The sequence below is a fragment of the Streptococcus sp. VTCC 12886 genome (assembly GCF_049893425.1).
GTDB lineage: Bacteria > Bacillota > Bacilli > Lactobacillales > Streptococcaceae > Streptococcus > Streptococcus suis_AA.
This window is the reverse complement of record NZ_JBMVJB010000007.1, coordinates 60,773-73,498: the sequence shown is the minus strand read 5'-3', so window position 1 is coordinate 73,498 and position 12,726 is coordinate 60,773. Positions and strand designations below refer to the sequence as shown.

8 protein-coding genes are annotated in these 12,726 nt (G+C 41.7%); 1 reads left to right on the top strand and 7 read right to left on the bottom strand.

What is annotated here, in order from left to right:
• Positions 1-4,698 (bottom strand): InlB B-repeat-containing protein (locus ACPC57_RS03570; protein WP_434066318.1); only part of this gene is annotated, 4,698 nt, incomplete at its 3' end.
• Between the two features lie 283 nt (positions 4,699-4,981).
• On the opposite strand from ACPC57_RS03570, the gene ACPC57_RS03565 reads away from it, so the two are divergent.
• Positions 4,982-5,986, top strand: coding sequence for an IS5-like element ISSth7 family transposase (locus ACPC57_RS03565; RefSeq protein WP_011681261.1), 1,005 nt, complete (start codon positions 4,982-4,984; stop codon positions 5,984-5,986).
• A 687-nt stretch (positions 5,987-6,673) separates the two neighbouring features.
• Here ACPC57_RS03565 and nrdG read toward each other — a convergent pair.
• The 6 genes from nrdG to nrdD form a co-directional block, all read right to left on the bottom strand.
• The gene (gene nrdG / locus ACPC57_RS03560; protein WP_434066317.1) at positions 6,674-7,237 is read right to left on the bottom strand and encodes an anaerobic ribonucleoside-triphosphate reductase activating protein; all 564 of its coding nucleotides are present in this window, start codon (positions 7,235-7,237) and stop codon (positions 6,674-6,676) included.
• Positions 7,238-7,393: 156 nt separating this feature from the next.
• Positions 7,394-7,912 (bottom strand): GNAT family N-acetyltransferase, encoded by a 519-nt coding sequence (locus tag ACPC57_RS03555; RefSeq protein ID WP_434066316.1) that lies wholly within the window; start codon positions 7,910-7,912, stop codon positions 7,394-7,396.
• Positions 7,860-8,825: a Gfo/Idh/MocA family protein gene (locus ACPC57_RS03550; RefSeq protein WP_434066315.1), complete on the bottom strand. Its 966-nt coding sequence runs from the start codon at positions 8,823-8,825 to the stop codon at positions 7,860-7,862. The genes ACPC57_RS03555 and ACPC57_RS03550 overlap by 53 nt, the downstream gene beginning before the upstream one ends.
• Positions 8,826-8,837: 12 nt before the next feature.
• Positions 8,838-10,175 (bottom strand): bifunctional metallophosphatase/5'-nucleotidase, encoded by a 1,338-nt coding sequence (locus ACPC57_RS03545; protein ID WP_434066314.1) that lies wholly within the window; start codon positions 10,173-10,175, stop codon positions 8,838-8,840.
• 2 nt (positions 10,176-10,177) lie between these two features.
• Positions 10,178-10,312: a hypothetical protein gene (locus tag ACPC57_RS03540; RefSeq protein WP_274504380.1), complete on the bottom strand. Its 135-nt coding sequence runs from the start codon at positions 10,310-10,312 to the stop codon at positions 10,178-10,180.
• Between the two features lie 98 nt (positions 10,313-10,410).
• Positions 10,411-12,582 (bottom strand): anaerobic ribonucleoside-triphosphate reductase, encoded by a 2,172-nt coding sequence (gene nrdD / locus ACPC57_RS03535; protein ID WP_434066313.1) that lies wholly within the window; start codon positions 12,580-12,582, stop codon positions 10,411-10,413.
• Positions 12,583-12,726 lie beyond the last annotated feature (144 nt).

Below are 12,726 nucleotides of genomic sequence, written 5' to 3'. Positions count from 1 at the left end.
CTTGATACCATCGTTATCATCATCTGGATCGGTCACATCTGGATTACCATCGCCATCTGTGTCACGTTGAACCGTGATCGTGATGGTCTTAGTAGCTTCGTTACCAGCTCCATCGGTTGCCTTGATTTCTACTGGGAAGTCTCGGCTTTCTTCCGTTGTGCCCCAATCGGAAACCGTTGGTGTGCCTTCAATCGCTTCTGTCGCTGGGTTGTAGACCAAGCCATCTGGTAAGCCAGTCACATCATTTGGATCGATGGCAATGGTCTCATCATCCTCATCGGTAACCGTTACTGGGATTGGGCTGATTGGTGCTTTTTCTGTGACGGTCGCATCATCTGCTGTGATCACTGGAAGGTTGGTATCTGGTGTCTTCGGATTCTTATCATCCTCATCCTTGATACCATCGTTATCATCATCTGGATCGGTCACATCTGGATTACCATCGCCATCTGTGTCACGTTGAACCGTGAGGACAACAACTGTATCAACGCTTTCTAAGATACCTGCAGGAGTTGTTACGCGATTACCTAATGCATTGTAGCTCTCTACCGTCACAGGAATACTGAATGTACGTGATGTTTCATTGTCATTCGCCCAATCTGTAACAACAGCTGCACCGCTTATATAGCCACGATCATTGATTGAAACGCCTGTCAAACCTGTAGGTAAAGTTCCTTGAACGCCTTTAGTGTACGGCTTATTGCTATCAACAACTTTTTCAGAAGCAATACGCGCTTTTTCAGTAACTGTTTTGGTTTTTCCTGTTGCTGTTAATTTGGTGAAGACTTTTTGTGTGCTGTCTTCTCCATCTGGAATACCATCGTTGTCATCATCCGGATCCGTCACATCTGGATCGCCATCGCCGTCCGTGTCACGTTGAATTGTAACCGGAACATAAACTGTGACAACTTCAGAGGTTGAATTACCAGTTGGTCGGCTAACACTCAAGGAAACGCGGACAGGAATCTTAACATCACGGGTCTCATCAGTTACACCGTACCAGCTTGGAGCCTTAGGTGTTCCCACAATGACACCATTGGCATCAACAGATAAGCCATAAATTGCACTTGAAGTTAGTTTGGCTTCTGTATAATTAGGGGTAACGACGACTTTATCTGAGTCAACTTTTGCTTTATCAATAAAAACATTTGAGGTCTCTACTTTTGCACTTAGTTTTTCCGCCCAGAGCGCATACAAGGTCATGTGATCAGCCGAGATTTTTTGCCCTGTCTTATACTGACTAGTCGTTGATGTTTGGTCTGTGGTCCATCCAATCAAATTATATCCCGGACGGTTGTATCCTTGATTACGAACGTAGAAAGCTTGATTCTTACGATATTCTGTATTGATAACACGACCATTTCCTCCATTTGGATCAAAGGTCACAGTCACTTTATCAGTCAAAGGATCAGTAACCCACTCTGCAAAAAGCTCCAAACTACTTCCTGCAAAATCGTTGAATTGAAGCTTATGCTTAGGTAAATAGCGCGTTCCTTTTCCATCTGCTTTTGTGTTCCAACCGACGAAGACAAGCCCCTCTTTCGGTGGTGTCATAGCACCTGGATCAGCAATCGCGATATTTTCTTTGAACTTCAAGTCTGAAGTTGTTGGAGGATTTGCACCACCATTGGCATTATAGTTAAGGGTTTTGGTTGGGTAGTTCCAAACAGGTACATAGATGGTACCGTGCTTAGAAATTTGTAGCGTAGATGGGTTTACACTTTCCAAACGGCCATTAACAAGTCTATACCATTCTGGTTGCAAGGTAGTGCCATCATAGTTAAGCTTGTCATTCACAGTAAGTGTGCCATCGAAGGTACGGCTAGTATCTACAATCGGAGTTCCGTTTGGATCAACTTTAACAGAACCATCGCTATCGAGAACACCGTAGAATACTGCTCCTTTATCAGTTATTGTTTTACCTGGATCAACCAAGAGCACGTATTTATCATTCGAAACACTCGTATCAAGAACGGTTTCATTATGGACGATAACAGGAATAAACTCTTTTTCCCAGATACCATAGTAAACCAGTCCACCAGCCGGCATTTTAATGTTAGAAAAATCAACTGGATCGCCTAAGCCGTTTTCGGTATCATACCACCCTTTGAAGAGATAAGTTACACCGGAAACATCTTTCTTCGTAACATACTGCTTATAATCCGACGGAACAACCGGACTTACTGAGTCTAGGTAGGCTAACTTTTTAGTCTCGACCGTTCCGTTTGCATCATTGGAAACAAACTTGACATCATAATGCTGTTTACGATAGTAGACAGTCATATCTTCTTTCGTAAGAGGTGTTCTATCAACTCTTTCAGCCTCATTTTTGAACTTAACAAAGTCATAACCTTCCATAGGGGTGTAAAAATATGGGCTACCAGCAACCCCATTGATTTTGAAAGAAGCAAACTCCTTATTTGTATCATAGTCCACCATTTTTACGGTAGGCGTTGCATTAATTTGCCTAAACACATCTTCTTTAATGTCTTCATCAAGATTACGTTTAGGCAAATTTGTACGAGTATAGTAGCGCTCGCGCGTTACATTATACCAAGAAACGACATTGGTCTTGCTAAGATATGGAGTTAATTCTTCATACCACTTAACACTATATTCTTCTGTAATATAGTCAATATCCTCTTCTTTTATATCTGCCTCTGATGGAATTGAGTTTTTATATTTGGTACCCCTTCCATTTTTTAACATGATATTACCATGCGGATTACGCTTCGCATAGATGACTTTCAGTTTTGTTTTTTTGCGTTCATAATACACATTCAAAACAGACTCACCGTTTCCATTAATCGTAACAGATGGTTCTTGGTTACTTGACAGAACATACTCAGCCGCTAGAGTACTCGGCATGGTAAATGTGATAATAGCCTCTGTCGTACCTGTCAATTCTTCAACAGAGCTAACAGTATAATTAATACCAGCAAATGTCCGTGTTCCACTAGGTGTTTCTACCATGTGAACAACTTTATACGGTGTATCTGTACGTGGTTGCCATTGCGCCTTAAGATTGTAATTGCGTGTTACTTCGGCATTAACATCTACTGCCTTATTTGTAGACTTATCCAACCATTGAACAAAATCATAACCTTTACGTTCTGGAGTCGGTAACTTCCCTCCAGGGGAGTTGCTGGCTAAAGAACCATTATCAACATACATATTGTCAACTTCAGTACCACCCGCAGAATCAAAGTTGATGATTTTCTGATTTTTAACAACCACATGAAGTTCTAAGTCGTTCGTAACTGGTGTGCTAAAGTCATACGCTTGCGCACCGTTAGCTGTTGTTGACCAATGAGAAAAGACTGTTGAATCTTTTTTCGATATGATGTCGACATCTTTATCAGTTACCGTTTTACCAGCCTGCACTTCTTTAACACGAATGATGACACCCTCATCATCTTTAAAGACAACGCGACGGCTGTTATTATAACGCGCTACAATACGAACTAATTCTTTGTTGTCTCCACCAACGGTAGTATCTTTTTTGAAACTCGTCGGTGCTGTAAAGTCAACTTTGGTATCCTCACCTTCGATATACCATCCCAAGAATACATCTTCCCCTGAGGAAGGAAGGCCTGGTTTCCGCAAGGTTTCTCCGATACGAACATACTGAGTTCCCAAGAGCTCATCATTGCTATAGAATTCAACAGCTGTAATATCCGTACCTTCAGTACCTGTATCTGCTGGTGTAGCATCCTCTACATTAAAGGTGATTTCATTTGTCGCACCTTCAGTGATAAGCATCGTTTGATTAGCCACAGGCTCTAATAATTTATAACCATTCAGGGCGGTTACCGTTTTGACGTCTACCGGTGCTTCTTCTACCGTTGCTGTTGCAACTTCATCAGTTGTTTCAACTTCTTTTTCTTTGTTTTCTCGGTAAACTGCATCTCCGTTTTCATTCTTATAGACAACGGAATACTTGATAATTACCTTACGTGTACGACGAGACACTTTGAAAACAATTTCGTTAGCACCACCATCGGTCACTTCTGCTTGTTGAGACGTTTCTCCCTCCAAACGATATGACGAAAGGTCGGCAACCGATACCATATCTGTTGCATCCACCGTTACTTTTGCTGAAGCTGTTGTACCTGCAGGAACGTTTTCAACAGTCTGAGTCTCTTCACGACGATAGATTTCTTTTCCGTCTCCGTCTTTATAGACAACAAAGTACTTAATCGCCACTTGACTCTGTTTCGGTTTAACGGTAAAAGTTACCTCTGTATTGGCACCTTCTGCTACCGTTGCCTCTTTGCTATCCGATTCAGCCAATTCATAGTTTGCCAACTCAGATGCGCTTGTCATATCAGTAGCATTTACCGGAATAGTCGCAGAAGCGGAACTTTGTTCAGTTGTTTCTGTGGTCGTGGTCCGTTGGACACGGTAAAGTTCCTTGCCACTCGCATCTTTGTAGACAACGACATAATTAATCGTTGCCTGACGAGTTGCTTGTTCTGCAGCTGCTGGCGTCGTTCCTGACTCAGGAGTTCCAGTCGTCTCAGTACCTGAAGCTGCTTCTCCTCCCGTGGCAGTCGCTTCAGTACCAGTCGCTGGTGTCTCTGCCTTAACAGTGTTTGTTCCAAGAACCCCCACCAAAGCAATACCAATCAATACCGAAGCGATTCCATTATTCAGTTTTCGGATAGAAAAGCGTTGTCTTTTATTCCAAAATTCCATAAGATCCTCCAAATATCTATCTTATTTGCAAATTGTTAGCATAAATAATTACATATTTCTAATATTTTTCACATCAGATACCCTCACTTCTCGTGTCTGCGTTAACAATCAGTAAGAATTGCATTTGTGTAAACTATTAGAGGTTCCCTTCTATATTATTATTATAACCCTTGTTTATTTATTTATCAAGGGCACCTCTAAACCTCTAAAAACTCCTCAAAAAACCTATAAAATGAGATAATAGAAATACAAGTATAAAACTCGATAAACGAGGTTAAACACGATGCATTTATTTACTGATGATGAAAAAATCTTGTCAAAACTCACTGAAAAAGGTAATCCATTGGAACGTCTAGACGCTGTCATGGATTGGCAACTCTTTCTCCCCTTGTTATCAGAATTGTTTTCTCGCAAGAATAAAGTTATTGGTCGTGGAGGTCGTCCTCACCTTGATTACCTCATGATGTTCAAAGTCCTTTTACTTCAACGGTTACATAACTTGTCTGACGATGCTATGGAATATCAATTGCTTGATCGCTTATCCTTTCGTCGTTTCGTTGGTTGCCACGAAGATAATGTCCCAGATTCAAAAACTATCTGGCTTTATCGAGATCGCTTGACTCAATCAGGTCGCGAAAAGGAATTATTCGACTTGTTCTATACTCAACTCTCGGACGAAGGTTTGATTGCCCACACAGGTCAAATAGTTGATGCTTCATTTGTGGAATGTCCTAAGCAACGCAATTCCCGTGAGGAAAATGAGAAAATCAAAGCGCATGAAACTGTAGAAGGTTGGAACAAAGCCAAACGATGCCAAAAAGATATCGATGGGAGCTGGACTCAAAAAGGGGGTGTTCGTTACTTTGGCTATAAAAATCACGTCTGTGTTGATAGAAAATCAAAGCTAATCAAAGATTATGGCGTCACAACAGCTAGTATACATGACTCCAATGTTCTAGCTTCTCTTTGTGATGCCAACGAACCTGTATTTGATGATAGTGCCTATGTGGGGAAAAGTGTTCCTGACAACTGCCAACACCATACCGTCCGTCGTGCTTTCCGAAATAAACCATTGACCGATACTGACAAGAACATTAACCGTCATATTGCCAAAGTCCGTTGTCGAGTTGAGCATGTTTTTGGTTTTATTGAAAATAGCATGAAGGGAAGTACCTTTAGAGGGATTGGAATGGATAGGGCAAAGACAAATGTGACCTTAACCAACCTCCTCTATAACATCTTTCGATTTGAACAGATTAAACGACTAGGGTTGAAATCATGGGCTTAGTGCGCCCAAAAATTGGGAAATAGCCTTGAGTAAGACTCATAAACAAAAATTTACAAGAAATAAACTGTAGATTAAAGATAAATTTGACGCTCTAGATGCTCTACTGGTGTTTTTAGAGGTTCCTTCAAAGAATTATGCTCAAAAATTTATTATATTTTCTTCATTTTACATCAAACCCATTGCTTTTTATTCCAATTCGACTCCTCATTGTTCTTTATCATGCAAATTCTGATAAACGTTTGACATGTTAATTTGTAGACCTTTTCAAACGGACTAGCCTTACCGGACTATTTTTAATGAAGTGAGACATATATAGCTGTTACCCAGTTCACAAAAATACTGATTTATAGAGAGAAGTTTGTCTACGACCTTAAGATATAAATTCGAATTCTACTGTTTTTTGCTTGCGTTTTCATTTATGTATTTAACAACTCTCACTCATTTAAAATAGCTCTTTTACTATTAAACCCTATATGGTATTCTGTTTGCAAGTATTTTAACTCAAAAAGCATAAATTTTTTCTGATTTTTTACCATTTTTTACAATTTGCTTAATTTTTTAGCAAAAACCATATGCGATCTCTCATTCCTTCCAACACTTATTCAAAAAAAACAGCTCCCATCTGTGGGGGAAACTGGTTGTGTGTTGATTCTTCTCATTTCATATCGCCAATTTGATCTACGGTTCTTATCCATTATCTTTCAGCTTTTCCCATAGATGAATACGACTGTCTTTTAAGGACTGTTGGACATCAATAATTCGTTGGTTAGATGAGCCGCGGAACTGCAACATGAGATTGCGTTTGGTTCGGTCATAGCGGCCGTCTACTAGGATATCCAAATACGAGAGCAACTCCAACTTGTCTGGAGTTTCCAGCATCAATTCTTCCCATGTGTAGCCTGTCCAAGACCAGATATCCTTTTTGGGTAATTCTTTCCGAATGCGCTTGACCAAGGGTAAGACCGTCCCGGTATTGAGAAAGGGTTCTCCTCCAAGAAGGGTCAATCCCTGTACGTAGGGCTGAGATAAGTCATCTATAATGCGGTCTTCGAGTTCTTGGGTGTAGGGAATACCAGCCTTAAAAGACCAGGTTGCAACATTGTAGCAGCCTTCGCAATGGAACATGCATCCGCTGACGTATAGGGAACAGCGAACGCCTTCACCATCCACAAAGTTAAAAGCCTTATAGTCGATAATGCGTCCTTGACTGAGTTCCTCACTTTTCCATTCTTTTGGTTTGGGATTGTTCATATCTGATACCTTGAGCAAGTGTAAAGGAAATCCATCCTCTGTAGGATAAACGAATGTCTGATGGTATTCCCCATACGGTTGCTTCAGTCAGCTCGAGTCATGGTGCCCGAACCGACTTTTATTCCTTTCCAATTTTGCTTTCGTAGCTTTTCTTTCTTACTTCCCATCAATCCAATAGCGTTCTGTCCCTTCGCGGATATCCTCTAAGATGCCTCCGCAGGCTAGAATCGTTCTGCGACTGGCTTCGTTTTCTTGTGAGCAGGTCACTAGAATTCGGGAAATGTTTTTGGAAATAGCTTCCTGAAGGCCTTGATGTAGTTGCTTCTTGGCAAATCCTTTCCCCCGTTGGCTAGGGCGGATAGAATAACCAATATGGCCTCCCTTGTTGAGCAGGAAGTCATTGAGTCGTAGGCGTAGATTGAGAAAACCGACAGCTTGGCCCCTTTCATCAAATGAAACATACTGGATATAAGGGACAAAGCCCTCTGGCAAGGCCAGGCCAGCCTCAGCTAGTTGTAATTTCTCTAACCAATTTTCATACTCTTCACCCATCTGGTAGAAGCCACCATCCATGGCACTTTCTTCCCGCTTAAACTCAGCAATCATTTCTAAAATCGTGGTTTTATCCGACAGTGTCGGACGTCTCAAGGTTAATTTCGGTTGGGATAATGACATGTAATTCTCCTATCTGGTGCTCAGCGTGTGCGATTTGATGGCAAATCCAGTGGCTCAACAAACTGGATGTAGGATTGACTGGATTTTGCTTGGTAACTAAGGCATCTAAAAATGCATCCACCATGCTTTCAAACCCTCGTTTATACAAGGTGCTATCCCAAGATCCAAAACTTTCTAGTATTTCCTGGCCGGCCGTATACATGCGCAATTCTTCTAAGTTTTTTACCTGATAAGTGGCCTGAGGCGTCTGTACCTCCATGATCTCTCTACGGCTACCTGCTTGAAGATTCATTGAGGCAAGGACTGAAGTTTGCTTACTTTGTAAGGTAACCAAAACCTGACTAAGCTGTCCATTTTCAAGATGATAACTATACGTAGCCGAAAGTGGCTGGTCATCCAGCAAATAAAGGGCTGTATCCAAGGGATGAATAAAAAGGTCAAATAGTTTGAACGTTCGACTTCCCACGTCATTGACTTCATTCTTCTCTACAACAATTCTTCGCTTATCAGGCTTGCTTTTTAGATTTTGAATGGTGGGTGCGAAGCGACGGTTAAAACCTGCCATCAGCAAAACACCCTTGGATTGGGCTAATTGATAAAGGGTTGCTGTGTGGTAAACATCCTCTGTCAATGGCTTGTCCATATAGACTGGGATGCCTTTTTCCAAGAACAGCTCTGCTATTTCCATATGTGCCTTTGTGGCTACATGGATCATAACCCCATCTAAATCAAGGTTAAGCAACTCTTGAACCGTGGTGTAGGTTTGGCTGTGAGGCAAACTAGTCCCGATCTTGGCGAGAACTGATTGGTTGCGGGTAAATAGATGCCACTCAATTCCCGATAGCGTTCGTAAATATGGTAGATAGGCTTTTTGAAAAATACCACCCAGGCCAGCAATTCCAATCTTTTTCATGAAAATTTCCTCTTAATTTCCAAATTTTTCTTCTAAGAAATTGCTTAGAATATCCACATCTAGTCCTAAGTCACGAATGATGATAGCTTTGTGAAATTCATCGTAGTTGTCCTTACCCGACCAAACAAAAGAGTTGGTCACTATCCGATAGTTCTTGGCTGGCTCAACTGCTCTGCCATTGATACTGAAGCGATTTCCTCGACGTTGAATTCCATGTACTTGCGGATGAAGGCCTGTCGTGAGACTAGAAATCAAGTCCTCCCCCCGTATGCTGACTAGGAGCACGCGCTTCGAAAAGGGCAAGACCTTGACGACATCACTATAGTAAACAGGGCCTGCACTTAGGGATGTTCGGATACCAAAACCATTGATAACTGCCCCGTCTGGCTGATAGCCGAAAGAAACCGCCTGTTCAAATAGGGCTTGCGTAATGAGGGGGGCTAAAGTTGATCGACCGTTACGGATACTGTCCCTTTCCCCATCTAAGGGAGCTGGGAGCTGAGCAATGGGATGTGCAAAGCGTGCATTGCGTTCTGCTTGCATCTGATCAATCACTCTTCGAATCTCTTCGTCTTCGGTTTTTCGTTTATCAATCTCCACCAAGTCATAGGACAAGACCTTGTGACTACCATCCGCATAGCATCTAAGCAGTAGATTACCAAGAAAACGCCCATACTGACCAGCTTGAAAAATACTGACATTTCCAACCTGACTCGGTGCTGATAAAATCGTATGGGTATGACCCCCGAAAATAAGATTCAACTGAGGAAATTCCCTCGCCAGTCGGAGGTCTTCTTCATAACCCAAGTGGCTAAGCAAAACAATGTGTGCATCTTCCTCTATCTCCGTTAATACTCGTTTCAAGGCCTGTTTGTGGTCTTCAAAGACCACTTTTTCCGATGGAGAGGCGACTTCTTCTGTCTCTAGGGTCGTTAAACCAAGAACGTAGAGAGGCTGACCAGCTATATCGAAGACCAACTTATCTTCAATTGGAACCAATTCCTCAGCCTCATGGGGATTCCGATAGGTAATATTGGTTGAAACAATGGGGAATTTAGCATAGTCATTCAAACGACTAAGCAACTCATCTCCGTGGTCAAATTCATGGTTGCCCAAGGTCATAGCATGACAACCAATTCTATTCATTAATTCGATTTCCTTCACACCTCGGTACATATTGAAGAAAATATTTCCAGAGAAGAGGTCGCCGCTGTCAAAAACAAAGGTTGGAATCCCTCTTTTCTCATTGCTCGCTCGAATGTCCGTAATTAGTTGCGCCTTCTTTGGAAAATTCTCCATATAGGAATGCATGTCATTGGTATGAAGTATGCTGATGTCTTTAAAATCCATGACTATTTTTTCTTATTTCTAGCTTGCTTTAACAATTCTTGTACGCGAGACTTCTTGTCCTGCTTCACGTTAGAATTTTTCTCATGGTAGCGCTCAATAAGTGCCTTACCCTTATCGTCCAGTTGATATTTTCCCATTCTTTTCACCTCATTTTCATTTTCGAACCTGTGTTCATTTATAACAAACTTCCACAGCTACCTGGAACTGTGGAAGTCCTATCTTGTTTATTTATGATTTACAAACTTGACCCGTTCATGTGTTTCACACGCGCTGAAATTTCCTTGTGACGGCCTTTTACCATCGGACGTGCCTGCGGATTGCCTAGATATCCACAAGTTCGTTTAACAACATCCACCGACTTAGGATCGCTATTCCCGCAATTTGGACACTTGAAACCACGCTCTGTTGGCTCAAAATCACCTTCAAAATCGCAGGCGTAACAATGGTCAATCGGAGTATTGGTTCCCAAGTAACCAACACGGTCATAGGCATAGTCCCAAACAGCTTCCAAAGCCTTTGGATTTTGTTGCAGTACAGGGTATTCACAGTAATGGATAAATCCACCACTAGCACCTACAGCAGGATAAATTTTCTCAAAATCCAGTTTTTCAAACGGTGTTGGATTTTTGCGTACATCATAGTGGAAACTATTAGTGTAATACTCTTTATCCGTAATGTCCTTAACGATGCCAAATTTCTCTGTATCCATACGGCAGAAGCGGTCTGTCAGGCTTTCAGATGGTGTCGAATAAACTGAGAAATGATAACCATATTCATCCGCCCAATCTTCAACCAAGGCTTTCATTTTCTTGATAATATCCACCGTGAAATCTTTTGCCTCTGGGTTGGTCTCCCATTCGCCACCGTAAAATACTGTTGCGACTTCATACAAACCAATGTACCCCAAAGATACGGTTGCTCGACGATTTTTAAAGACTTCATCTACTGCATCTGTCTTAGCCAAGCGTTTGCCGAATGCTCCATATTGATAGAGAATTGGAGCATTGGCTGGAGTTGCCTCTTTCACTCGTTCCACACGATAGACCAGAGCATCCTTAGCAATGGCCATGCGTTCTGCAAAGATTTCCCAGAACTTATCCTTATCTCCTGCAGACTCCATGGCAATTCGTGGCAAGTTGACGGTTACGACACCGAGGTTCATACGACCAGATGTCACATCCTGCCCATTTTCATCCTTCCAACCTTGAAGGAAAGAGCGGCAGCCCATTGGCACCTTGAAGGAACCTGTCAACTCAACAATCTTGTCATAAGAAAGCATATCTGGATACATACGCTTGGTCGCACATTCAATCGCCAATTGCTTGATGTCATAGTTTGGAGAATCTGGCTCCAAGTTCAATCCACGCTTAACGGTGAAAATCAACTTAGGAAAGATAGCTGTCCGCCCTTCGCGCCCCAGACCCTTGATACGAATGTTCAAAATCGCTTTTTGAATTTCTCTCTCAAACCATGATGTCCCTAACCCAAAACCGAGTGAGGTAAAGGGTGTTTGTCCATTGGAAGTAAAAAGGGTATTGATTTCATACTCCAAAGACTGCATAGCGTCATAGATGTCTTTTTTCGTTTTAGCACGCGCATATTCTTCTTGCTTGTCTGGCAACACCCAATCCTTGGCGTCTTTCAAATGCTTTTGGTAATTGAGTTCCGCATAAGGAGCCAAAACTTCATCGATACGGTCAGCTGAGCAACCTCCATATTGACTAGAAGCCACATTGGCAATGATTTGTGAAATCTGAGCCGTAGCTGTTTGGATAGACTTCGGACTTTCTACATCCGCATTTCCTATCTTGAATCCTTGTGCCAACATACCTTTGAAATCAATCAAACAACAGTTAGTCATAGGTGTATAAGGGCTGTAATCTAAGTCGTGGTAGTGGATGTCGCCTTTTTGATGGGCGTTGGCCACATGAGCTGGCAATAATTTGAGACCGATTGACTTGCCGACAATTCCTGCTGTCAAGTCACGTTGGGTATTGAACACATCCGCGTCTTTATTAGCATTTTCATTAACAACGGTTTGATCCTTGCTCAATAATTTATGGATCTCAAAATTGATGTCGGTAGCCTGATGACGGCGAAAATCACGACGTGTTCGGTATTGAATATAAAGCTCCGCCAAATCATACAAATGAGCTTTTAACAATTCTTGCTCAACAACCGTTTGAATTTCGTAAATTTGAACATCTTTCTCATATCGGCGACCAATTTCAGCCAAAACAGCTTCTAATACTATTTTCAAACCTGCTTCTGAAACAGGATGTTCTAATTCTTGGTTTGCCCGCCGAAGAGCCGAAAAAATCTTATCCTGTTCAAAGGATACTTTCCGTCCATCACGCTTTAATACCAACAATTCTATGCTTGGCAAGACATTTTCTTGTACTCTCATCTGACAAACCTCCAAATATTTCACTCCTTATAGTGTAGCACTTCACAAAACAAAATTCAATATCTAGTATATAAAAAGTTAATTTTCTTTTTTTTACACAAGATATAGTTCGTTTTCTGAAAGCACCTGAAAACAAGAGCCTAC

What these genes read in the sequence shown, in the direction of transcription:
- ACPC57_RS03565 (WP_011681261.1), top strand. Translation starts at nt 4,982, where the DNA reads ATGCATTTATTTACTGATGATGAAAAAATCTTGTCAAAACTCACTGAA.
- nrdG (WP_434066317.1), bottom strand. Translation starts at nt 7,237, where the DNA reads ATGAACAATCCCAAACCAAAAGAATGGAAAAGTGAGGAACTCAGTCAA.
- ACPC57_RS03555 (WP_434066316.1), bottom strand. Translation starts at nt 7,912, where the DNA reads ATGTCATTATCCCAACCGAAATTAACCTTGAGACGTCCGACACTGTCG.
- ACPC57_RS03550 (WP_434066315.1), bottom strand. Translation starts at nt 8,825, where the DNA reads ATGAAAAAGATTGGAATTGCTGGCCTGGGTGGTATTTTTCAAAAAGCC.
- ACPC57_RS03545 (WP_434066314.1), bottom strand. Translation starts at nt 10,175, where the DNA reads ATGGATTTTAAAGACATCAGCATACTTCATACCAATGACATGCATTCC.
- ACPC57_RS03540 (WP_274504380.1), bottom strand. Translation starts at nt 10,312, where the DNA reads ATGGGAAAATATCAACTGGACGATAAGGGTAAGGCACTTATTGAGCGC.
- nrdD (WP_434066313.1), bottom strand. Translation starts at nt 12,582, where the DNA reads ATGAGAGTACAAGAAAATGTCTTGCCAAGCATAGAATTGTTGGTATTA.